20 protein-coding genes and 2 pseudogenes are annotated in these 23095 nt (G+C 53.5%); 17 read left to right on the top strand and 5 right to left on the bottom strand.

Annotation, left to right across the window (positions count from 1 at the left end):
* Positions 1 to 123: 123 nt before the first annotated feature.
* Positions 124 to 900: a ferredoxin--NADP reductase gene (locus HALO_RS01135; RefSeq protein ID WP_035581911.1), complete on the top strand. Its 777-nt coding sequence runs from the start codon at positions 124 to 126 to the stop codon at positions 898 to 900.
* A gap of 153 nt (positions 901 to 1053) precedes the next feature.
* Here the strand turns inward: HALO_RS01135 and glnK are convergent, their stop codons facing one another.
* From glnK to HALO_RS01120, 3 genes are all read right to left on the bottom strand, one after another.
* Entirely contained in the window at positions 1054 to 1392 is a 339-nt protein-coding gene (glnK, locus tag HALO_RS01130; RefSeq protein WP_007112362.1) for a P-II family nitrogen regulator, read from the bottom strand.
* 190 nt (positions 1393 to 1582) lie between these two features.
* Positions 1583 to 2830 carry an ammonium transporter gene (locus HALO_RS01125; RefSeq protein WP_035581916.1) on the bottom strand — a complete coding sequence of 416 codons (1248 nt, stop codon included), beginning with the start codon at positions 2828 to 2830 and terminating at the stop codon, positions 1583 to 1585.
* A 45-nt stretch (positions 2831 to 2875) separates the two neighbouring features.
* A complete protein-coding gene (locus HALO_RS01120; RefSeq protein WP_050712868.1) occupies positions 2876 to 3214 on the bottom strand; it encodes a P-II family nitrogen regulator in 339 nt (112 codons plus the stop codon).
* 358 nt (positions 3215 to 3572) lie between these two features.
* Between HALO_RS01120 and HALO_RS01115 the strand changes: the two genes are divergently transcribed.
* From HALO_RS01115 to HALO_RS01070, 10 genes and pseudogenes are all read left to right on the top strand, one after another.
* Positions 3573 to 3905 (top strand): accessory factor UbiK family protein, encoded by a 333-nt coding sequence (locus HALO_RS01115; protein ID WP_035581918.1) that lies wholly within the window; start codon positions 3573 to 3575, stop codon positions 3903 to 3905.
* Positions 3906 to 4072: 167 nt separating this feature from the next.
* Complete coding sequence (locus HALO_RS01110; RefSeq protein ID WP_231896787.1) at positions 4073 to 6226, top strand: TonB-dependent receptor; 2154 nt, start codon at positions 4073 to 4075, stop codon at positions 6224 to 6226.
* A gap of 61 nt (positions 6227 to 6287) precedes the next feature.
* Positions 6288 to 7271: a helix-turn-helix transcriptional regulator gene (locus HALO_RS01105; RefSeq protein ID WP_035581921.1), complete on the top strand. Its 984-nt coding sequence runs from the start codon at positions 6288 to 6290 to the stop codon at positions 7269 to 7271.
* 153 nt (positions 7272 to 7424) lie between these two features.
* A complete protein-coding gene (locus tag HALO_RS01100) occupies positions 7425 to 9545 on the top strand; it encodes a TonB-dependent siderophore receptor (protein ID WP_050712867.1) in 2121 nt (706 codons plus the stop codon).
* Positions 9546 to 9718: 173 nt separating this feature from the next.
* Positions 9719 to 10615 (top strand): ABC transporter substrate-binding protein, encoded by an 897-nt coding sequence (locus HALO_RS01095; protein ID WP_035581926.1) that lies wholly within the window; start codon positions 9719 to 9721, stop codon positions 10613 to 10615.
* Positions 10616 to 10734: 119 nt separating this feature from the next.
* Positions 10735 to 11382, top strand: a pseudogene (locus HALO_RS01090) (magnesium chelatase domain-containing protein); the annotation flags it as partial.
* Positions 11383 to 11512: 130 nt separating this feature from the next.
* Positions 11513 to 11797: a hypothetical protein gene (locus tag HALO_RS01085; protein ID WP_035581929.1), complete on the top strand. Its 285-nt coding sequence runs from the start codon at positions 11513 to 11515 to the stop codon at positions 11795 to 11797.
* Positions 11798 to 11809: 12 nt separating this feature from the next.
* Entirely contained in the window at positions 11810 to 12406 is a 597-nt protein-coding gene (locus HALO_RS01080) for a hypothetical protein (RefSeq protein ID WP_152561143.1), read from the top strand.
* A 181-nt stretch (positions 12407 to 12587) separates the two neighbouring features.
* Complete coding sequence (locus HALO_RS01075; RefSeq protein ID WP_050712866.1) at positions 12588 to 13157, top strand: recombinase family protein; 570 nt, start codon at positions 12588 to 12590, stop codon at positions 13155 to 13157.
* A gap of 560 nt (positions 13158 to 13717) precedes the next feature.
* A complete protein-coding gene (locus HALO_RS01070; RefSeq protein WP_035581936.1) occupies positions 13718 to 13972 on the top strand; it encodes a hypothetical protein in 255 nt (84 codons plus the stop codon).
* Positions 13973 to 14593: 621 nt separating this feature from the next.
* Here HALO_RS01070 and HALO_RS01065 read toward each other — a convergent pair.
* Positions 14594 to 16135, bottom strand: coding sequence for a recombinase family protein (locus HALO_RS01065; protein ID WP_050712865.1), 1542 nt, complete (start codon positions 16133 to 16135; stop codon positions 14594 to 14596).
* A gap of 64 nt (positions 16136 to 16199) precedes the next feature.
* Here HALO_RS01065 and HALO_RS01060 point away from each other — a divergent pair.
* Both HALO_RS01060 and HALO_RS01055 read left to right on the top strand, forming a co-directional pair.
* Positions 16200 to 16412 (top strand): annotated as a pseudogene (locus HALO_RS01060) (ATP-binding protein); the annotation flags it as partial.
* An 80-nt stretch (positions 16413 to 16492) separates the two neighbouring features.
* Positions 16493 to 18262: a hypothetical protein gene (locus HALO_RS01055; protein ID WP_128082404.1), complete on the top strand. Its 1770-nt coding sequence runs from the start codon at positions 16493 to 16495 to the stop codon at positions 18260 to 18262.
* Positions 18263 to 18372: 110 nt separating this feature from the next.
* Here the strand turns inward: HALO_RS01055 and HALO_RS01050 are convergent, their stop codons facing one another.
* Complete coding sequence (locus HALO_RS01050; protein ID WP_050712863.1) at positions 18373 to 19293, bottom strand: bile acid:sodium symporter family protein; 921 nt, start codon at positions 19291 to 19293, stop codon at positions 18373 to 18375.
* Positions 19294 to 19498: 205 nt separating this feature from the next.
* On the opposite strand from HALO_RS01050, the gene HALO_RS01045 reads away from it, so the two are divergent.
* The 4 genes from HALO_RS01045 to HALO_RS01030 all read left to right on the top strand — a co-directional run bounded on the left by HALO_RS01045 (position 19499) and on the right by HALO_RS01030 (position 23087).
* The gene (locus tag HALO_RS01045) at positions 19499 to 20413 is read left to right on the top strand and encodes a cation diffusion facilitator family transporter (RefSeq protein WP_050712862.1); all 915 of its coding nucleotides are present in this window, start codon (positions 19499 to 19501) and stop codon (positions 20411 to 20413) included.
* Positions 20414 to 20526: 113 nt separating this feature from the next.
* Positions 20527 to 21204 carry a DsbA family protein gene (locus HALO_RS01040; RefSeq protein ID WP_022521292.1) on the top strand — a complete coding sequence of 226 codons (678 nt, stop codon included), beginning with the start codon at positions 20527 to 20529 and terminating at the stop codon, positions 21202 to 21204.
* Positions 21204 to 22193, top strand: a complete 990-nt coding sequence (locus HALO_RS01035; protein WP_050712861.1) for a M23 family metallopeptidase — start codon at positions 21204 to 21206, stop codon at positions 22191 to 22193. The genes HALO_RS01040 and HALO_RS01035 overlap by 1 nt, the downstream gene beginning before the upstream one ends.
* Before the next feature lie 111 nt (positions 22194 to 22304).
* Complete coding sequence (locus tag HALO_RS01030) at positions 22305 to 23087, top strand: ZIP family metal transporter (protein ID WP_027965781.1); 783 nt, start codon at positions 22305 to 22307, stop codon at positions 23085 to 23087.
* Positions 23088 to 23095: the final 8 nt, after the last annotated feature.

Genomic DNA, 23095 nt, shown 5'->3' with positions numbered 1-23095 from the left:
ATTCGCTTAACAGATATACCACCCTTTGCTTAGACTTGCTGGCAACAGATTTAATCATTTTTATTCTTTTTAAGAATATGACCGATGCGATCAGCGCCAGCATCGGCTAATGGAGACAATGGCATGAGTAAGTTTGCTCTGGAAGAAGTGCTTAGCGTTCATCACTGGAACGAGACCCTGTTTAGCTTCCGCACTACCCGCGAGCGTAGCCTGCGCTTCAAAACCGGCCAGTTTGTGATGATTGGTTTGGAAGTGAATGGCAAACCGCTGATGCGCGCTTACTCTATTGCCAGTCCCAACTACGAAGACCACCTGGAGTTCTTCAGCATTAAAGTGCCCGATGGCCCGCTCACTTCGCGCCTTCAGCACCTGAAAGTGGGCGACCAGATTATGGTTAGCCGCAAGCCCACTGGCACGCTGGTATGCGATGATCTACTGCCGGGTCGTAACCTTTACATGCTTTCAACCGGCACCGGCCTGGCACCGTTTATGAGCTTGATCCAAGACCCGGAAGTCTACGAGCGCTTTGAGAAAATCGTGCTGGTTCACGGTGTGCGCGAAGTCTCTGAATTAGCCTACGCCGACTTTATCACCAAAGAGCTGCCAGCCCATGAGTACCTGGGTGAAGACATCGCTGAAAAGCTGGTCTACTACCCGACCGTTACCCGGGAAGAGTTCCATACCATGGGGCGCCTGACCGACCATATTCGTACGGGCAAGCTGTTTGAAGACACTGGCCTGCCGCCCATCGACCCGCGCCAAGACCGTGCGATGATCTGCGGCAGCCCCGCCATGCTGGACGATACCAGCGCACTGCTCGACGAGCTGGGCCTGAACATCTCGCCGCGCATGGGCGAGCCAGGCGACTACGTCATCGAGCGTGCGTTTGTCGAGAAGTGAGTGGTGAGTGGTGAGTGGTGAGTGGTGAGTGGTGAGTGGTGAGTGGAAAAATTTTAGCCGCTATAGTGATGTATCACTAATACAAAGCCCCTGCTGGAGATGATCCACAGGGGCTTTGTGCGACTTACGCCTTACAATTCACAATTCACAAACCTAAACCGCATCTTTGCCCGTTTCGCCGGTACGGATACGGATCACCTGCTCTAGCGGCATCACAAAGATTTTGCCGTCGCCGATTTTACCGGTGTTAGCTACCTGGGTGATGGCATCAATCACCTGCTCGGCCATATCGTCGTCCACAGCAACTTCCAGCTTCACTTTAGGCAGGAAGTCCACCACATACTCAGCACCGCGATACAGCTCGGTATGCCCTTTCTGGCGCCCAAAGCCCTTCACTTCCGTCACCGTAATACCCTGTACACCGATATCAGAGAGCGACTCGCGCACATCGTCGAGCTTAAACGGCTTGATAATAGCTGTGATCAATTTCATTACCATATCCTCTAACTGGGTGGCCATGATGGGGTCGGGTTGCATGGCTGCGCGTGTCGCAACCGATGACCGCTAACTACCAGCATACACCGCTATTGGCAGAGAATAAAAAAGCCTCCCACTAAGGGGAGGCCGTAAGGAGCACGCCAGCTCACTTGATCAGCATTAAGTTATTTCTTCATACCGCTGTTTATTTCTTAATGCCGAATTCGGGATAGGCTTCAAGACCGCACTCGGCGATATCCACGCCTTCGTACTCTTCTTCTTCGCTAACCCGGATGCCCATGATGGCTTTCAAGATCAGCCATACCACCAGGCTTGCCAGGAAAACCCAAGCGAAGATACCTACGATACCGATGATCTGAGCACCAAATGATGCACCGTCGTTGGTCAATGGCACCGCCAGCACACCCCAGATACCCACAACACCGTGTACTGAGATCGCACCGACCGGGTCATCCAGTTTCACTTTATCCAGCGTCACGATGGCAGCCACTACGATGATGCCGCCAACCGCGCCAATAATAGTGGCACCCAGTGCGGTCGGAGAGAGCGGATCAGCCGTAATCGCTACAAGACCAGCAAGTGCACCGTTCAACGCCATGGTCAGGTCGGCTTTACGGAACCACAGTTTGGCCAGAATCAGTGCGGCAATCACACCACCTGCCGCCGCAGCGTTGGTATTCACAAACACTTGCGCCACATTGTTAGCAGAATCAACCGCCGCCAGCTTGAGCTCAGAACCGCCGTTGAAACCGAACCACCCCATCCACAGGATGAAAGTACCCAGCGTTGCCAACGGCATGTTGGCGCCTGGAATAGCGTGGATTGAGCCATCTTTACCGTATTTACCTTTACGTGGGCCCAGCACAATCACACCTGCTAGCGCTGCAGCCGCACCGGCAAGGTGCACAATGCCTGAACCCGCGTAGTCAGAGTAGCCCACTTCAGACAACCAACCGCCGCCCCAGGTCCAGTAGCCAGACACCGGGTAGATAACCGCGGTCATGACCACAGCAAAGGCMAGAAACGCCCAAAGTTTCATACGCTCGGCAACCGCGCCCGACACAATCGACATAGCGGTCGCAACGAAAACTACCTGGAAGAAGAAGTCGGAACGCATGGAGTAGTAAGGTGCGTCGTCGCCACCTGCGGTCACCGCATCCACGCTGTTTTCAGCGCCAATCAGGAAACCCAGGTTGGGTAGGAAGCCGCCCGCGCTGCTGGAGTACATGATGTAGTAGCCCACCAATAGATACATGGTGCAGGCAATCGCAAACAGCGCGATGTTTTTAGTGAGGATTTCAGCGGTGTTCTTGGAGCGTACTAAGCCCGCTTCTAGCATGGAGAAGCCAGCGGCCATCCACATGACGAGCACACCACATATTAGAAAGTAGAACGTATCGAGCGCGTAGCTCAGATCAGTCAACTCATTCATTGTAAGTTCCCCGTTGAACTATAGAAATGATCCGAAAAAACAGCTTTAAACGGCGTCTGCACCGCGTTCGCCTGTCCGAATCCGAATAACGTCTTCAAGCGGTGTCACAAACACCTTGCCGTCACCGATCTTGCCGCTATTAGCCGCACTGCAAATAGCATCTAGCMCGCTCTCTAGGCGAGCATCGTCCACGGCCACTTCCACTTTTACCTTGGGTAGAAAGTCGACGACGTATTCCGCGCCACGATACAACTCGGTATGCCCTTTCTGACGGCCAAAACCTTTAACTTCAGTGACCGTAATGCCCTGAACGCCGTTGTCGGCTAATGCCTCACGGACGTCGTCGAGCTTAAATGGCTTGATGATAGCGGTGATGAGTTTCATCCCGGATCTCCCCTGCTGGATAAGTCCTGCTAGATTGGTAGCGGCACAGCCGCCAGAATAAGCACCTGAACCGATAATGCGCATACTGTGCCAGCTGACTTTTTTTTCTTATAAGTCAGCTTATTAGCCAACAATTGAAGCGCACTACAGCGCTAAATCTGGGCAAACTCATTCTCTCAGCACGGCTATTGCACCAAAAAAGAGCGTAAGCAAAAGTCGCCTGCTCTATTTCGATGCAAACCACGCGCTTAACAGGAAATGCACGCGGCGCATGCGAATTCGCCAACTGTTGCGTATCCTTACCGGTAAGCAATTTTTATAGATGTTCATTTAGCGAGTTATTAAGGAGAGAGCAGCGATGGCGCCTCAAGACCGCATTAGCCGACTGGCCCAGCAGATTGGCGACCGTTTACAAAACGCCTCCCAGGCACCGGAAGATATTCAAAAGGGCGTGCAGCAAGTCGTGCGCGGCGCATTTGATCGCCTGGAGCTTGTCTCACGGGAAGATTTCGACATTTTAATGGACGTACTGCAGCGCACTCGGTCTCGGGTAGAGGCATTAGAGCGCCAGGTCGCCAACCTTGAAGCCGCCGTTGAAGCGTCAACGACCTCCACTGCCACACCGGTAGAAGCAGAAGTGCCGCCGGTGTCTACTCCCGAACCAGATACAGGTACAGAGCAAAAAGAATAAGCCTGCTTAACGTTTTGGCTTCATAAGCAGCAATAGGGCAATGGCCTATTGCTGCAATTATCAGCAAACATTGACCTCCGCATAAACACGAATCACTATCGTTGACTTTGTGTTTCCTGGTGATACTCTCCGCCTCCTAMCTCCTCACTGTTCGCGGATTGTTCACCATGTACGCGCTGCCCTTTTCAACATCGCCTTTTCCCAAGTCACCGTCTTCAACTGCTGCGCTTATTGGCACCGGCCTGTTACTGGGTTTCTCCAACAGCATTTTCGCCCAAAACGCCTCCTCTGGGGCGGGCGCAGGCGACACCATGGTGGTCGTGGGGTCTCGTACGCCCACCCAGATCAGCCAAATCCCCGGTGCGGTATGGGTAATTGACAAAGAGATGCTGCAACAACAGACCCGCAATGGTGCAGACCTCAAGACGGCATTGGGGCGTCTGGTTCCGGGGCTAGATCTGGCACCGCAAGGGCGCACCAATTATGGGCAAAATATGCGCGGTCGTGGTGTGCAGGTGCTTATCGACGGTGTGTCGCTGAACAGTTCCCGCGGGCTTTCACGCCAATTCGACGCCATCGACCCCTTTAACATTGAGCGGGTGGAAGTCCTCTCCGGCGCCAGCAGTCTTTATGGCGGCGGCGCTACCGGGGGGTTGATCAATATCATTACCCGCAAGGGCGAAGAAGGCCTTAACTGGCGCACCGAAGCCGGCATCACCACCGGCTTCAACAACAGCGATGATATGGATCGGCGCCTGTCGCAATCGATCAGCGGCGGCAACGAGCGGGTTCAAGGCTACCTGGGCACTGCCATTGGGGATAATGGCCGCCAGTATGACGGCAGCGGCCAAGAGATCTTCCCCGATATCGCCCAAACCGACCTGCAGGATAATCGCAGCATTGATGTACTGGGCAACCTCTCCTTCCAATTGAGCGATGAACAGAGCCTGGAGCTGGGCGCCCAGCTGTATCGTTCCGGCTACGAGGGKGATCGCGGCGTTTMCTTTCCCAACCTCGACGCGGCGACTCCCAACTTGAACAATGCCGAGATTCGCGACGGTTACCGTTCAGAACGCGACCCAGAAACCGACCGCAAGTTGGTCAACGTCAACTATCATCACGCCAACCTATGGGGGCAAAATTTCTACTTACAGGCGTTTCACCGCGAGGAGGAATCCAGCTTCCAGGCCTTTCCCTACCCTGTCGACGACGGCCTGCAATTTCGCGCATCGCAACAAAACACCGATTTAAGTGGCATTAAAGCGCTCTTCGAGTCGCGCCTGGGTGACGACGTTTCGCTAACCTACGGCCTCGATATGGATCGAGAAACCTTCGATGCCAGCCAGATGCTGTTCGATACCGACATCTCGGACGCCTCCGGCGGCCTGGTTCAGCAGGCATCGGGAGTTGAGCCTCGCTACCCCGGTTATCAGGTGGACGGGCTGTCAGGCTTTGTGMAGAGCGACTGGCAAGCCACTCAGGGACTCAAACTCTCTGCCGGTGTACGTCAGCAGCACATGGATGTCCAAGTGGATGAGTTCCAGGGGATCCCTGGCGGCGAAAATGACTACGAAGCAACCCTCTTCAATGCCAGCGCCCTCTATGATCACCGCAACGGTCACCAGAACTGGCTGCAGTTTAGTCAGGGCTTCGAACTGCCAGATCCCGCCAAGTACTACGGCAAGAGCCCTGAGGTGAGTGTCGACAATAACCCCCTGTCTGCCATCGAGACGGACCAGGTAGAGCTCGGCTGGCGCTACCAAGGGGGCAATTGGACGGCCCAAACGGCGCTTTACTACGCTTGGTCGGACAAAGCAGTTGAGAACGCCGAGGATCTAAGCGTTAGCGTAGTGGACGAAAAGAAACGCGACTTCGGCCTGGAAACCGCCGTGACCCGTTACTTCGATAATGGCCTGGAGGCCGGGGGCACGCTGCACTTGGTGCGTTCTGAGCAAGAAAACGATCAGGGTGACTGGGAGAAGCGTGACGCCCGCTATGCATCGCTCTCTTCTGCCACCGCCTTTATCGGCTGGACAGATTATGTTCGCTCGGCGCGCTTGCAGGCCAACCATAACTTCGACCTGAAAGACGATGCCGACCGCGAGATCGATGGCAATACCACCCTCGATTTATCGCTCAGTCAAGACACAGACTTCGGCACCCTAAGCCTGGGCGTGCAGAACCTGCTGGATGATCAGTACTCCACCGTTTGGGGCCAGCGAGCCGCGATGTTTTATTCACCCTACTACGGCCCAGAATACCTCTACGACTACCAGGGCCGCGGGCGTACTTACACCCTGAACTGGTCGATGGCTTACTGAGCACTGGTTCACTAACCGCTGATAACCGAGCAAGGGCGAGATAATGGTAATGGAAGTGGGAATGGCAGCACCAGACTCGATAACGTCCTATGGCGCGCCACTCACCACCCATGACCTGCTGGCGCTTGGTCAGCGCTTCGGGATTGACTACCGCTTTCCCGAAGCGCCCGACCGCGCCCAGCCAGCGCCGTGCGTGGCCCGCGGTCGGGTGATGGATGTCGAGATAAACCCCTCGCTGCGGGTGACCCACTCGGACCTTGACGTCCTGCACGCCTACGCCTCCACCTCCCGGCGTTCCGCTGCGTGGTTTCTCAGTGTCATCCTTGAGGGCCGTATCCAAGTGGGACTCGGTCACCAGTCGTTTCAGTTGCAGGCTGGCGACGCCTTCAGCGCGCATTTCAACGAGCAGACCGGGCTTGAGGTCTTCCAGCCCGCACCACAGCGTTTGCGCATCCTGAATATATCGATACTCGCTTCCACCGGGCCTCTCTCTTCCTTGCCCATCAACGTTGCGCCTCCAGCAGCCCCCATGCTGCATATCTGGAAAGTACCGCAGCTCCTTCACCATAGCCTGGAGACGGCACTGGCTTCGAACTGGCCTGCAGAGCGGCAGCGCCTGTTATGGCAGGGTCTAGCGCTACAGTTGTTAGCACATGGGCTGCCTGCCGCTTGCCTTTCGCCCAACGACGAAGAGCAAGCAGTCAGCTTCCCATCGGGTCTCTCCCATCGCGACCAACAATGCCTGGAACGCTTGCGCCAGCAGCTCGAAGAGTACCCCAACCAGGCGTATCGGCTGGAGCAGTTGGCCAGCAACGCCGCCATGAGCCCTAGTAGCCTACGCAGCAAGTTTCAGCGCTGTTACGGCTGCTCAATATTCGACTATCTACGCCGTTGCCGTCTGGCCCAAGCGCAGGCGTACTTGCGCAAAGGTTACAGCGTGCAGCAAACCGCTCACGCCTGCGGTTATCGCCACGCCACCAACTTTGCCACCGCTTTTAAGCGCGCCTTTGGTATCGCGCCCCATGAGGTGCACAACCGCCACTAAGGTCGCTGCTGTAGCAGCGGTAAGTTCCTTTGATTGACGCTTTTTGGCAGCGCGCATACGCCTTTTATCATTGCACATACCTTTCACAGGCGAATAAGCGCAATAATTCTCATTAACACTTTGGTTAATTGATTCTTATTGCAGGTGCTCCCCATGCTCATCCCCCATCATCGCTTGCTACGCTCGCCACACTTTTTACGCTCTCCAATCAGAGCCGCCATTATCGCCTCACTGGCCGTTTCCCCGCTGTACGCTCAGGAAAGTACCGAACTGGAAACGGTCACCGTCACCGCCCAGCAGGCTGCCACCAAGGTAGAAACGCCGACGATCGAAATCCCCCAGAGCGTATCCACCATTACCCGCGAACAGATGGATAACCGCGGCGTAAGTACCGTGCAGCGCGCCACCGACTACACGCCCGGTGTTTACAGCAATCAGGTAGGCGCCTCCAATCGCTTCGACTACCTGGTACTGCGCGGTTTTTCTGACGGTAGCTTGAGCAATACCTTCCTGGATGGCCTGAAAGTCATGGGCGATGCCAACTCCCATAGCAGTATGCGCATCGATCCGTGGTTTTTGGACAGCATAGAAGTCGTCCGCGGGCCCGCCTCGGTGCTCTATGGGCGCGCCTCCCCTGGCGGTGTGGTCGCCTTAAACAGTAAGCGTCCGGAATTTGAACAGGGCGGGGAACTGCGCTTTCGAGTGGGTAATAACAACCAACGCAGCGCCGCTTTTGACCTCACCGGGCCTATTGGCGAAGAGCAACGGGTGGCCTTTCGCCTGACCGGTATTGCCAGCGCCGCGGATACCCAGTTTGGCCCGGCAGAAGAGGAACGCTATGCCATTGCGCCCCGGCTCACCTGGGATATCACCGATGACACCAGCCTCACCTTAGAAGCCTACCTACAGGATGAACCCGAAGGCGGTTACCACTCCGGCGTACCCTATGAGGGGGCCGTGGTCGCCCATAATGGCCGCAAGATCAGCAACAACTTCTTTGATGGTGAAGAGGATTACGACACCTACGAGCGCACCCAGCGCATGTTCGGCTACAGCCTGGAACACCGCTTCAACGACCAGGTGACCGGCCGTCAATTGATGCGCTATCTCAATTCAGACGTAGTGCTCAATCAGGTCTACGGCTATGGCTGGGTATCACCGGACTCTGACGAACTCACCCGCTACTACTCCGGCAGCAATGAATCGCTGGAGGCCTGGACCCTCGACAACCAGCTGGAAGCGAACATCAGCAGTGGCTTTATGGATCACACCCTACTGTTCGGGGCAGATTACCAGCAGCGGAAAAACGACGTGTCGTGGCCCACGGGGTATTTCCAGCCGCTCAATGCGTTTGACCCGGTTTATGGCAGCGACCCCATCGAGTTTTACGCCCCCGTGCGCGAACGCCATGAGATCGACCAGACCGGTGTCTACCTGCAGGACCAGATAGCCATGGATAACTGGCGCTTCACCCTGGGCGGCCGTTACGACTGGGTCAATATCGACAACGCCAACCGCGATAGCGGTGACATCAGCTCCCTCAGCGATACCCAGTTCAGTAGCCGCGCCGGGGTGGTCTACCTGTTTGATAACGGCGTTGCTCCCTMCCTGAGCTACTCCACCGCCTTCACCCCCACCAGCTTCGTGGATGAAAGCGGCGATTTGCTATCCCCAATGGAAGGTGAACAGTGGGAAGCGGGCTTGAAGGTTCAGCCTCACGGCAGCGCCAGCCAGTACAGCGCGGCACTTTTCCATATCAGCCAGGAGAATGTGGCGACCAAAGAGCAGCCCACCGATCCTTACCGCGCCGTGGGGGAGATCGAATCCCAAGGGCTGGAGCTGGAAGCGCAAACCCAGCTAACGGATACCCTCTCGCTTCAGGCAGGCTATAGCTTCACCGACATCACCTACGCCAAAAGCGATGATGGTAACCAGGGCAACAACGCGATTTACGCCCCTCGCCATCAAGTGCAGCTATGGGGCCACTACCAGGCCAACAAGGGCTGGCTAAACGGCGTAGATATGGGTGTGGGCGTACGCCACTACGCAGATATCGCCGCAGACCGGGCCAACACCGAAACCGTGCCCGACTATACCCTGGTGGATGCCACCATTGGCTACGACCTAACCCAACTCGGCGTTGAAGGCGTCGAAACACGCTTAAACGTGAACAACCTGTTGGACAAAGAGTACGTGGCCTCCTGCAACTCCCTGGAGTACTGCTACTTCGGTGCCGAGCGCGGCGTAMCCGCCAGCGTTCACTACCGTTTCTAAGCGCCGATTCTAAGGCTCTTTACAAGTCCTTATGCTAAGCATCGTTAAGTAATCGTGATCTCACCTGCCCAGGCCACTACGCCTGGGCATTTTTTACTTAAATGCCCGTTTGCAAACAATAAATATTATCGTTTAAATGTATCTCTTATTTTTCCGGATGGCCTCTCACCACCATGCGCCACACCTCCCTGTTCTGTTTGCTCGCGCGCTGCGGGCTGTTTGCCGCCTGCCTGCTGAGCATTTCTAACGCCCAGGCCCAGTGGGCCACGGTCGACTGGACGATCGCCGAAACCTTGCTGGCTATTGACGCGCCTGTAAGCAGCGTCGCCCAGCAGAGTGACTACCGTGCCTGGGTAGGCGAACCGCGCATTCCTGATAATGTTAGCGATATGGGGCTGCGCACCCAGCCCAACCTGGAGCTGCTAGCCCAGGTGCCACCAGAGCAGACGCTGATTTCGCCCATGTTCGCGGGTTTAACGCCACGCTTGGAGAAAATTGCGCCGGTCACTTTGTTCTCGCTCTACTCCCCTGGCGCCGATACCTGGCAGGAGATGCAAACCCTGACCCGTGAGCTGGGTGAGCTAACCGAGCACCAGTCCCAGGCCGAGCAGCTTATTGAAGACACCCAAGCCTTGATGACCACACTGCGTGAATCCCGGCCCCTCTCACAATCCGAAATCTCACCGCTGCTGATGGTGCAGTTTATGGATGCCCGCCACGTGCGCGTGTTTGGGGAGAACAGCTTATATAACGCCGTGCTGGAGCAGCTCGACCTCCCCAATGCCTGGGATCAATCCACGAATGCCTGGGGATTTGCGCTGGTAGGGATTGAAGCGCTGGCACGCTACCCAGAAGCAACGCTGGTGATCATCGACCCACTGCCCGCTGGGGTCGAAGAGCAGTTGGCAAAAAGCGGCCTATGGCAGCAGCTCCCCAGCGTCAGGCACGACAGGGGAGTTCGCCTGCCGCCGGTGTGGAGCTTCGGCGCACTTCCCTCCGCCCAGCGCTTTGCCCGTGAGCTGACGATGGCGCTAGAGGCAGCGCCAGCGGTTACCCATCGAAGGCAATGAGTAGAAGAGCGTGAAGCTACCAAAGCGTTCTTAATTACGATAGGTTAGGCACTTAAGGTAAAGTAGAGTTCGCTTACATTGGGGTTAGAGCTCTTAGCAAACAACAGCGAGGGAGTGCAATGACGCTAGCCATCGTATCCACGCGTGCAGGCGTAGGTTTAGATGCACCGGCGGTGCATGTTGAGGTGCATCTGGCCAACGGTTTGCCGGGCCTAACGCTAGTGGGCTTGCCGGAAACGGCAGTAAAAGAGAGCCGCGAACGGGTGCGCAGTGCGCTAGTGAATGCGGGCTTTGATTTTCCCAATACCCGCCGAATTACCTTAAACCTCGCCCCCGCTGACCTGCCTAAAGAGGGTGGCCGTTTTGATCTGCCCATTGCCCTGGGCATCCTCGCCGCCTCCGGGCAAATTCCCGTGGAAGCGCTAGAGGGCATGGAGTGTGCTGGTGAGCTGGCCCTGGATGGCAAGCTGCGCGCGGTGCCGGGCATACTGCCTTTTGCTCTAGCCACCCGGCGGGCGAAAAAAGCACTGATCATTCCCCGCGACTGCGCAGATGAGGCCGCCCTGGCAGGCGATTTGCCGGTGCTGCCTGCCGATACTCTCTGGCAGGTAGTGGCTCACTTACTCGACCAAGAGAAGATACCCCCACACAAGCTCAGCGCCTCGGTGAAAACCACCGCCCCAGTGGAAGACCTCGCCGATGTGCGCGGCCAGCAGCAGGCCCGCCGGGCGCTGGAAGTCGCAGCGGCCGGTGGCCATAACCTGTTAACGTCATGGATTTAGAGACCTATATAAGAATCAAAGAGATACGTGGTCTATTGGTATGCTAGTACAGTCGGTGCCATACTGAAGGCGCTCACAACGAACATGCAAAAATATACGGAAAGGGAAGCCAGAAATGGTAATTATTAGAGGGATGGCTTTTATTGCAAACTTCGCACTCCTAGGGTTTGTCTTAATTGAATTAGTTGATCGTGGGTTTGGTAGGAGTATAGAAAACCAAGTGTTTATGGCCTTGCTTCTCCTTCTTCCAGTCTTGAGTATCGCTGCTTTAGCTTCTTCAAAAGTGAGGAGTAAAGAAGATAAGGCTAAGTATAAAAGAGACAATATTTTTACCTTATATATGCAAAGAAAGGCATTGGAAGAGAAAGCTAAAATTAAGAAATTTAAGGAAAGTGAGTGAGGAGGGTTTGAGGTGCATAGATTTCTACATTTATTAATGGCTGTTTGTCTTTTTCAGCTTTTCCTGGTGGCGAGCAGTGTAGTTGCAAATGAAGACGACTCTTGGAAGGTGGTGGAATATCCCTATTTTTCTATTAGGTGCTCTGAGGGCCCATTTAAAAGATCTTTGGGTAGTATTGAAAGCGAGTGGAATGAATTTATTTATTTGAAGTGGGATGGTTATGAGTTAAGTCACCTCCGTTACTCGGCTACTACTGATGAGCCTCACCATTGGCACGACGATGAAAGTAGACTATCTCTGATGGATGAGTCTCAAGGTGGGGATAGTGTCATAAGTGTTTCTGCTATGAGAAACGAAGACTTAGAAGTTCTCAACATTGATATAGATGTAGATGCTACTAAAGAAAGCGGTCTGCTTAGATTTGTTGGTGATTTCTTTACTCACGGGTCTTGGAAAATTGTTGCGGAAGAGGGAGGTGCACCAACTCTAGAAGAAACTACAGCTGACTTTTATGATGATAAGCTTGTGGGCAGTGGGAGTCATAACTGGAACGATTGTAGGCTTATGGATGAGTTCGGTCGTGATGATGGCATTGGATATTCCTATTGAAGCTGATAGATAAAAAGGATGCATATAGCTTTCAGTTCTAGAGTGTTGGGCAGCTCGCAAGGTGTACCCTGTGAGCTATGCAAGTGGCTGGCGCTCAGAGTGGATCATTACTGTTGACTTGCTTTGAGCCACCCCTCATATTATGAGCCATGCTTATTGAGCCACCTAGGAGAAAGAAATCATGGCTTGCATTGCTTATGTCAGGGTCAGCACAGAAGACCAGTCAACTGGTACCCAGCGTGCCTGTATCGAGGAACGTCATAAGGTAGACCGTTGGTTCTGCGATGAAGCCMCCTCAGGGGCCATCAAGGCCAAGGGTAGGAAAGGCCTCAGTGAGCTACTGGGCTATGTCAGAGAGGGGGATACCGTCATCGTGTACGCCATCGACCGACTAGGCCGTAACACCATTGACGTTCTGGAGACTGTCGAGGCTCTTGGTTCTAAGGGAGTGGCTGTCCTGTCTCTCCGTGAAGGCTTCGACATGAGTACACCGATGGGCAAGGCCATGCTAACTATGCTGTCTGCTATGGCAGAGCTAGAGCGTTCCAACATCAAGGAACGTCAGATGCAGGGCATCAAAAGAGCCAAGGCAGAGGGCAAGGCTCTAGGAAGAGAGAAGATCATCAATGACAGCGATGTAGCTCTGTGGCGTCAGGAGAACAGCGCCAGCATCAAGGCTACAGCCCTGCACTTCGGTATCTCCCCGGCATCGGTMAAACGAGCCTGTCAGGCAGTGAAGGAGGCCAGCTAAGAGCATAAGCTATCGAGGGCAGGGTATAGTCCTAGTAGCCCTCACCCTTCTCATAAAGCTCTGTGCGCCTCTCAGAGCATTGCAAGCCTTGATGCAGCACGGGTAGCACTTATGGCAGTGCAGTCCCTTAGGGAGCCTGTGCAGGCGCTCTGGGCGATGCAGGGTTAACCCGGACTATAGAAGCGATGATGACTCAGGGGCTTGTCCCTAGATCATTGGAGCGATGCCAGCCCTACTTCCTACCTCCGGTAGACAACATAGGGTGTCCTAGGATTACTAGGACGTCACAGGAATACTAGGACGTCACAGGGGGTGCTTTTGCAATTACCATAAAATCCATCCTGATGCAACTCATTATAGAATTATAGGAACCTTTACCTTTTCTCTCCTTAGAAAAGGGATGTCCTGTAACGTCCAAGGAAGTTCTAGTCTTGCCACTTTGGTATAACCAAAGGTAAGAAATGGGCTATATGTCGAAGGTAGCCCTTTCCTTCTGGTTGTCAGGTCGTGTCAGCCTTAACAGCTTTGAATAGCTTTGCATCAACCAAGGAGGAATAACCATGCCATTAACTGGTGATCTAACTAAGAACAAGTCATTCGATACTACTGCTACTGCCTTCCCGTACACCAAGATAGCTATAGTAGACCTCAGTGATTCAAGCCATCCGGTCAATCAGGCTTACCTGTCTGGCAAGCAAGACGGTGCTGGTGTCGTTGGTGACGACTACGCCCTGTACATCGCTACTGGCTCAGCAAGTACGGATACATGGGTATTAGCTGGCGGTGACAGTACAAGTGACATTACCCCGGCCTAGTAGGCCTGCCAGTGTGTACCGACCTATAAAAGCCTGCAAGCGCTTGTACCGACTGGCACAGAATCTCTCAGCCCTGCCTTAATTGGTGGGGCTTCCTTTTGCCTAGATGAGAATTATTATCGACATGTGGAATAGCCCTATCAGGACTCAGTAACCCTATCCGGTAGCTCAGGAAGGCGGCTCTCCTTGAAAAGTACAGCACTTGCAGGGGCTATGCCCTGTGGATTTCAAGCACAGGCTAGGTATGCTGGCGCTTAGATGATAATGCCTATCAACAACTCAAAAGGAATACAGGAAGTAGGCTACAAGCACTATATGCCCTGTGCACCCTCCTCAGCCTGTACAGAACATAGCAGTATAGATGGGCGCATAAAGGGTAGATCGTCCAGCAGAGAGGCTGTGCAGGCCTAGCAGTTGCGCCAGCAGGGACGCAAGGACTTGCAGTTAAAGATACCAGATGCAAAATCCTGTAAGAAATCCTGTGTAGGTATCTTCGCTTCCTGAAGGTGCTCTCTTCCCCGTTGCCCTAGGCTCGATGAAAGCAAAGGGGGGTATGACTAGTCGGTCTTGCTAGCTGGCTTGCATCCCTTGGTATCTGTCCTAGCCAGCCCAGCCTTGCTGTCATTTACTAGCCTTGTACCTTAAGGAAGTCCAGCCTCCTTGCTTCCAGTGGAATACCAGCTTAGCAGACTCGAAATCTACAACCACCTTGGAGAAGCATTCGCGCATCTTTGTGTTAATCAGTGTCTTGTCTTCTGGATGCTCAAGCACAGCAGTTCTTAGACTCTCTGCACGATGCCTAGCTAACTCAGTGCTTAGCATGTTCCGTTGCTGGTACAGCTCGGTAAGCCTAGCCTTTGCTTTGTCCTCTTCGCTCTTGTGCTTGTAAAGCTGTTTCTTTACGAAAGGTGTGTCCTCAGTGAGCATGCCTTGCTCTATTGTAAGCATTATTCTTTCAACACTSTGTTCATTGGACTCAAGTTGTTGCTTGGCTTCAGTGATCTTTTCATCTAATGAATCATCGCCAGAAGGGCAGGCATCTATGAGTCTATTTATCTTACTGTGGATCACTGGCTCAACACTGTCATAGCGAACAGAATTGTACTTACAGCCTGCCCCCTGCCTTGCTCTCTGACATGCAAGGTAGACCCAGCCCTTCGCCTTATTCTTGGATACCCTAGCCATAGTGCTGTCACATAGAGGACAGGTAGCCAGTCCTCCTAATATGTTCTGCACCTGACTATCGGAGTGCCTTCCTCTCCTTGGTGACTTGCTGCTCAGTAAAGACTGGAAGTTCGCGAAGGTCTCTTTGTCGATGACAGGAGGATAATAACCCTCTATAGGATCACAGGCTTCTCTGTCAGACTTTCTCTCTGGTCTACTGGTAAAAGGTGTAAGGGTGCCATAAGTAGCAGGGTTACTTAGTATCTTGGCAACATAACTAGAGTGCCAGTACTTACCGCGACCAAATACAGGTACGCCTTCGGAGTTCAGCCTTTCAGCAATGGCCTTCTTACCTACTCCTTCCAAAGCTGCCTTGAAGATACGTCGGACTACCTCCCCCCTTTCTGGAATGATCTCGAAGGAGACTCCATCGCCAGCAGGCCGAAGCCATTGAGGGCCGCGAGATGTCAGCCGGACAGGCTCTCCAGATGCTATCTTCTTTCGCTTCTCTTGCCAGACCGAGCGAAGGCGGTAAGCCTTGGTTGCCGACTCCTCATGAGCGCGCTGAAAGATCAGGATAGCCATAATGAAGGCCACCGGGTCACTGTCTAGGCTGTCGGCATCATAAGCCTTGCCATCGAACAGGGTGACTACCGTTATGCCCATGTCGCAGATTTCACCCAGCAAGTTTGATGCCTTCCTAGCAGACTGCCGGGAAATCCTGTCCAGCGACTCAACCAGCAGATAAGAGCCCGATGCTATATTCCCATCTTCCACAGCACGGAGGAATAGGCGTAGCTTGCCTGTCTCTTGGTTCCGGCCTTGGTACGCAGACAGCCCGAAGTCGTCAAAGCTGTGTTCGTCCAGCTCCAGTCCATGGTTCTCGGCGTAATCTCGTGCTAGCTGTGCTTGCCTCCTAGTGCTGTCTCCCTGCCTCTGCTCAGGGGTAGAGAAACGAAGGTAGCTGTACGCCTTTGGCCTTTGCTGCTGGTTCTCCATGTCTCTGGCTCTCACTGTCTGTATCCGTTTAGAAGCGTCAGCATAGCTTGTGGGTCTTCAATAACACAACCTGTTATTTGCCGGCCCGCCGGGCACCGGCAAAACCATGCTGGCCAGCCGCCTGCCGGGSATTCTGCCGCCGCTTTCTGAGGAGGATGCTTTGGAAGTCGCCGCCGTGCGCTCGGTTTGCGGATTACCGCTGGAAGCGGACTGGGGTAAAAGGCCGTTTAGGCAACCCCATCACAGCGCCAGCGCTGCGGCCTTAGTCGGTGGCGGTTGTCATTTCCAACAATTGTTGCGACTAAACAATAATTGCTGCGACAATCTCTATGTTGAGTTTACATAGAGTGCGCCTTTGTGACCGTTTCTCTTAAACAATCCAGAACCTTTAGCTTCCATGATGGCACCCTAAAAAACGAGGCAGAGCGCTTGGTCGTTTGGTGGTACGGGCCTATATTTAAGAACAATCGCTTACGAAGCGTCCCTAAAATCCATATCTTCTTAAGAACCATCGACCATGAAAATAACTTAGGAGGCGTGATGAGACGTGAGACTGTCTTAACGCATCTTGGGCTATTGAGAATAGGGTCAGTATGGGAAAAGGGCGTGAGTAGCTCGCGTATTGCCTACGAGGAAAGAAAATTCTCCGTTTCTTTTTCTCCAGGCGGCTGGCGAATTGTCACCTTAGATGATTTACGACAATCAGGACGAAGCCTCTATACCGCTTTTCATGACTCGAACTACTTACCCCAGAAAAATCAGCACAAAACATACCTGATTGAATTTGACCTTCCAGATGGCAAACACTTGCTCATCCCTTGCACAGAATTTTTTATTCGCGTTTACGGCCGATCTTCTGAAATCAAGCGAGTGCTCGCCACTTACCCTTGGGAAGAAGTCAAAAAACGTCTTTATCGACCGCTTGATGCGCCTGCATCCCCAGGTACGTGGCCTGTCAAATTTACCTATCATGTTCATAAACACGATGCCATTTTGCTCGCGCATATGTTGTACGATCCGTATGCCAAGCGCGCTGCAAAATATATATATTCACAATTTGAAACCAGCTCCACGCCAGATGAGATGCTTTTAAAAGCCACCCCATGGTTTCAAGGCAGCGGGGAAATCTCTGTTTCTGGCGTTCCAATTGATGGTGGCAACACATTCCTAGGCTTGCAGATATTAGGCTGTACGCAGCCCGATGGTGCCACGATCCACCGCGAAAGAGAGAAGTCAACGACAGTACCAGCCACCGATGGCGATGATGCTCCCACTCAATTTCCCTATCATCAGCTTCAAGACATCCCCGATGTCATTGACCTGACGGATGATGAAGAGCCCGACCATGGCTCTTCTTGGCTAGACCTTCCTGAGGACGAATTCGTTATTTTAGGTAAGCCTCGCGCCGTCTTGGATAAACGATATACTCGAAAAAATGTGCCCGATACACGAGGCGTCCCCGTTCCGGGTGACGAAACTATTTTCTCCACTGGGGAGCCGCATGGATCAGGAAAAGGGGTCGGACAGGCCTCTATTCATGCTCCTATTACACTGGAATCACAGGGCTTTCTACGTGATATGTGGAATGCGCTTCTCTATTTGCAATCGGCCTATCCCGAAACGATTCGTGGCGTTAGCTGGTTTACCTTTGAAGACGGCTTTAGCACTTCCCCCGACCCTCGGTTGATCAGCCTCGAACCTTTCGAAATAGACGAGGAGGTGGAAACGTCAGTCGCTAATTGGGTTTACATTGATACTCAGACCAAGGTACCTCGCGGGGTGCTCGTCGTTCGGGTGCATGTGTTAGATCAAACGCTCTATCTCATGGAGATCCAACGACGCCCTCCAAAACCCAGAGCTGGCGGTAGCGAGGAGGCATCCAAGCCTCCTTCCTATAAAGGTTTAGTCTTCACGCTGAGCCACCAAGGCAGCTTCGAGCAGTGGTTACGCCAAGTGCTGTCTAACGTGCGGCACGTAGAAGGTGTTGTCCAAAAACTAGTTGGTCACTGCCCAGGATTCGCCGATACGTTCAAGCACCCTAAATCCAAAAAGGAACAGATACCCTGCGAAGCCTCTGTGTTAAATGCTTTTAGCAAGGTCAGTATTGGTCGCAGTGACTTAGCATAGGTACTATTTGCCACCTTTATGAGTAGCGGTGTCTGTTTTGTCGCTAAGAGCAACCTGTACACCCCGTGTGCAGGTTGCTCTTCTGACGAAGAGCCGATACGGCCATCCCTTCAGTGGCGGGCGAGGATCTTCGCTGCGATGGGCGAAGTGATCATTTGAATCACGGCAAAAAAAGCGGCTGGAATCGCGATCTCTGATGGCAAGCCGGAAACAGCGACAAACGCTGCAGCGATGCTGAATTCCTTTTTACTGACCGTGAAAAGATAGGTAATCACCTCTTTGCGATCAGAGGTGAGTAACCGTGAGGACATACCTACCAGGTACCCAATMAAATTGAGGCACAGGGCCGCGCCCGCAATCACAAACGCATACCAGCCATAGCCAATGATCGTGGTGGCATTCGGCCCGACCACGGCGAGTAGGATCAGCAGATACAGAATCGACCCTATCCCTGCATACGCTGAATCATGCCGTGCAAAGAAAGCCGAGAACTTTGTACGCAAGCTGACCCCAATCACGGTAGGAAGAAGCACGATTAGTGTTAATTCAAGAATAATTGATCCAAGCGGCACGTCTAACTGAAGGCCGGTGAGCCATAAAAACAGGAAGGGAACAATAAACGGACATAACGCGGTATTGACTGCGTTGAAAACAGCGGCAAGCGCCACATTGCCTTTTGCCATCAGTACCAAAAGAGGAGAGGACACATCTGTCGGCAGCGTGCCGAGCAAGGTTTGGCCAGCAGCCAGCGGGCCGCTTCCAAAAAATAGACGGCCCGTTAGCCACCCGGCAATCGACATAGGCCCATAGACCAGCCCCAATGCCAACAACTGCCGTGACGGCTTTCGGAACACGATGCGCACTGCATGCGCATCGAATGTGAGGCTGATAATCAACATCAGTAATGCCAGTAATGGCCCAATCGCGAACTTAAGCATTATTCCGGTGGCCGGAAAGAGTAAGCCTCCCCCCGCGACGACGATTACAAACCAGACAAGGTGCGCCTCGACAAAATAAATGAATCTACCCATGGTGGATTAGACGTTACCGGTTGAAGTGGATTGAGCCCCGCACCTAAAACATGATCACCTTCGGCCCAGCGCGCCATGGCTCGCTTGGTAGCTAGGGACGTGCTTCCCAATCCAGCGATGCAAATAGATAATGCTCAAGGGTTGAAGCTTTAGTTGCTAGAGGTTTTATAGTACCAAGAACAGATAATTCGAGAGAAGGTAACAGATGGGACATCATCATGATCATCCCCACATTGATCCTGCCTCTGGCGACCGGCGCGTCAGCATCTCCATTTGGGCCAATGGGCTCTTAACCATCGCTCAAATCGTCGGTGGCATTATGGCGGGGAGCCTATCGCTGATCGCTGATGCGTTACATAACTTTTCTGACATGGCAGCATTAGTCATTGCCTTTGCTGCTCGTAAAATCGCCAGRCGGCCTGCCGATGTGCATATGACCTTTGGCTATGGCCGCATCGAGATAGTGGCAGCACTCATCAATTACACCMCCCTCATTATTGTCGGTGTCTACCTGATTTACGAAGGCGCTATGCGGATGGTCGATCCCCCTGAGATAGAGGGATGGACGATCGTGATTATTGGTGGCGTCGCGCTCGTCGTCGATGCCCTTACCGCCATGCTCACGTGGTCAATGCAAAAAGAGAGTGTCAATATCCGCGCCCTTTTTCTGCATAACTTATCGGATGCGTTTGCCTCCATCGCCGTGATTATCGGTGGTTCGCTTATTTTACTGTACGACATGCGCTGGGTAGACCCCGCGATCACGATAGGGATTGCGCTATATATTCTTTACCTAGCCTTCTCTGAAATTGGCGGCCCTATCCGTACGCTAATGCTGGGATCTCCCCCGGACATTGACGGGCAGGCAGTCGTTGAGACCGTACGAGATATCGAGGGAGTCCAGGATATTCACCATGTGCATCTATGGCAGATGCAGGAAAACATGGCAGCCCTTGACTGCCACGTGGTTCTGACAGAAACCGGCTGGCAGCMGCTTGAATCCGTCAAAGCAGAGATCAAGGAGCAGCTTAAAATGCGCTTCAGTATTGCTCATTCCAGCCTAGAGTTTGAGCATAGTGACCACGCGCATCAAAATGCCAATCTATATGGGCATGAGTGACAGACCGAGGCCGGCTCCCAGCTCAGGTAGATAGCGAGCAGCTTACTCCCATAGCGATTGGCTTATTTTTCAACCCTACTTTTCCACCCCATCGTTGAGACAGAGAGAGAAACATGTTCAAAAAAGCGTCTTTTATATTGGCCGGTACGTTAATGCTGACCGCTGCGATCGTCGCCGTATCGAAGCCTGCCCTCTTAGACATGCAAGCTCAGGCAGCAAAAGAGAGCGGTGTCCAGGCCGAGGACTCCTTGGTGCGTTCACACTCCCCCATCTTGGGACGAGAAGACGCGCCGGTGACGATTGTGGAATTCTTCGATCCGGCTTGCGAAGCCTGCCGTGCTTTCTATCCCCTGACAAAAAGTATTCTGGAAACCTACCCAGAAAAAGTGCGGCTCATCGTGCGCTACACTCCTTTCCACGGCGACGTATCGGACAAGGCCATTCGGGTATTAGAAGTTGCTCGTCGTCAGGGCGTCTTTGAACCGGTACTGGAGAGGCTGCTGGCTCGCCAGGATCAATGGGCTTCACATGGCAGTTTTGATGAATCCGCTATCCTCGATATCGCGAGCCAAGGAGGCCTTGATTTAGCGGCTGCCGAAGAGCAACTGACTTCTGCTGAGGTGCAGGCGGTGATTGACCAAGACATGGCGGATGTCAGAGCCAATCAGATTCGCCAAACACCTACCTTTTTTGTCAATGGCGAGCCTTTAGACCCCTTTGGTATGCAAGAGCTGATTGATGCCGTCGAGAGTGAAGTAGCGGAGATCTCTGGGGAAGAGGATGGCCAGTGATGCAGCGCTGGTGGTTACTAGGCTTGGTGGGCTTTTACCCCTTGCTAGCCGAAGCCAATTGGCAAACGCATCTGTCATTGCCTCCGTCTGAACTTAGCCCTGTCAAGTTACAGGCGGCTAGCGAGCAAGAAGGCACATTACCGCTCGATAGCGTTGATAMCCTAACCTTTGGGCGTGATGTCGTCATTGATACCACCCTCTACGAGGCCTTGGCAGCAGAAGGTGTCCCAACGCGTTTCGCCACTAAACTGGAAACACTGCTCAGCGAGTTTATCGCAGCGCCGCTGGAGTTTTCTGGCAGTGAACGTATTCAATTAGTGTGGGAGGAAGATCGACGCCAGGACGGCGCCCGTGTTGGGCCACCACGCCTCAGTTATGCCGCTCTGCCTGATCAGGCAGAGCCCTTGGAGGTCATATGGCCGGTCACCCAAAAGGGGGACGTAGCTCTTTTCAAAAGCGACACCCTGCTAGGCACGTTGCGGTTGCCCGTGCTTAGTGCCCGCTTAACGTCTCGCTTTGGGAATCGGCGACATCCTGTGTATGGAGGGATGCGTCCTCATAATGGAATTGACTTGGCTGCGCCGACAGGAACGCCGGTCATTGCCACCGCACCTGGGCGCGTATCCTTTATGGGTCGCCAAGGGGGATATGGGCAGGTGATCGAGGTGGAGCACGACACAGGGGCAATCAGTCGCTACACACACCTTAGCCGATTTTCCCCACAGCTAGTGGTTGGGGATTTAGTCAATGCGGGAGAGTCGCTCGGAGAGGTAGGTGCCTCTGGGGTCGCCACGGGGCCCAACCTACATTACGAAGTGAGAGTCAATAACCAGCCTGTTGACCCCCTTGGTCAAGGTCAACGCATCATGCTAGGCGAACAGCCGACTCAAAGTGAATATCAAGCGTCACTTTACGAGGCAAGAGATCGCTTAGAAMAAGCTATCGGTACGGCGTCACTTTATGACTTGATCTCGTTTAACGAGCCGTAACCACTCGTGCTTAACAACGTTGCATGGGGGTTAGTAACGTGAACGTGCGCTTGTCTCGTTATGGAACCCAAGCCGTGTAATCACTCATCTATCACAACACAGGTAATCGGTATGGAAGAGGTTTCTCCCGTCACCATGGGGGTATTGGCAAGCCTTGCGGCGGGCTTGATGACGGCTGTAGGGGCGCTTCCTGTCTTGTTTACCAAAACACCGAATCGTGGTGTTCGCGATTTAGCGTTGGGGTTCGCCGCTGGTGTCATGCTAGCGGCCTCTTTCTTCTCACTGATCATACCCTCCTTAGAAGCCTCGGAGCTGCGTTATGGCGGTAGCGTGGTACCTGCTGCCATTGCTTGTGCGGCCATTTTGCTAGGGATTGGAATGGTCGCACTACTGAACGAGCTCTTACCTCATGAGCACTTCGAACAGGGGCGAGAAGGGCCAGAGGCTGCCTCACTACGCCGTATCTGGTTGTTTATTATTGCCATTACGATACACAACCTGCCAGAAGGGCTGGCCGTTGGCGTGGCCTTTGGCGCAGGGGGAAGCGAAGGAGGCATGCCGCTAGCGATTGGCATTGGACTTCAGAATGCCCCAGAAGGACTGGCCGTAGCAGTATCACTGCTAAGCGTGGGCTATTCACGTTGGCGGTCATGGACGATTGCCGCCCTTACGGGGCTTGTTGAGCCGTTGGGTGGCTTATTAGGCGCTGGAGTCATCAGCATGTCACAAGCGCTACTGCCCTGGGGGTTGGCCTTTGCAGCGGGGGCGATGTTGTATGTGATCAGTCATGAGATTATTCCCGAAACTCATCGGAGCGGGCACCAAAAAAAGGCCACGCTGGGCCTCTCCATCGGATTGGTACTCATGCTGTTTTTGGATGTTTCGCTGGGCTAACCATTGGG

This window comes from Halomonas sp. R57-5 (genome assembly GCF_900070345.1).
GTDB classification, from domain to species: Bacteria; Pseudomonadota; Gammaproteobacteria; order Pseudomonadales; family Halomonadaceae; genus Vreelandella; species Vreelandella ventosae_B.
The sequence above is the reverse complement of the archived record's forward strand: the minus strand, read 5'-3'. Positions and strand labels throughout refer to the sequence as shown.

Excerpts from the sequence above, each read along its gene's own strand:
- HALO_RS01135 (WP_035581911.1), top strand. The coding sequence starts at position 124 with ATGAGTAAGTTTGCTCTGGAAGAAGTGCTTAGCGTTCATCACTGGAAC.
- glnK (WP_007112362.1), bottom strand. The coding sequence starts at position 1,392 with ATGAAATTGATCACAGCTATTATCAAGCCGTTTAAGCTCGACGATGTG.
- HALO_RS01115 (WP_035581918.1), top strand. The coding sequence starts at position 3,573 with ATGGCGCCTCAAGACCGCATTAGCCGACTGGCCCAGCAGATTGGCGAC.
- HALO_RS01105 (WP_035581921.1), top strand. The coding sequence starts at position 6,288 with ATGGCAGCACCAGACTCGATAACGTCCTATGGCGCGCCACTCACCACC.
- HALO_RS01095 (WP_035581926.1), top strand. The coding sequence starts at position 9,719 with ATGCGCCACACCTCCCTGTTCTGTTTGCTCGCGCGCTGCGGGCTGTTT.
- HALO_RS01085 (WP_035581929.1), top strand. The coding sequence starts at position 11,513 with ATGGTAATTATTAGAGGGATGGCTTTTATTGCAAACTTCGCACTCCTA.
- HALO_RS01070 (WP_035581936.1), top strand. The coding sequence starts at position 13,718 with ATGCCATTAACTGGTGATCTAACTAAGAACAAGTCATTCGATACTACT.
- HALO_RS01040 (WP_022521292.1), top strand. The coding sequence starts at position 20,527 with ATGTTCAAAAAAGCGTCTTTTATATTGGCCGGTACGTTAATGCTGACC.
- HALO_RS01030 (WP_027965781.1), top strand. The coding sequence starts at position 22,305 with ATGGAAGAGGTTTCTCCCGTCACCATGGGGGTATTGGCAAGCCTTGCG.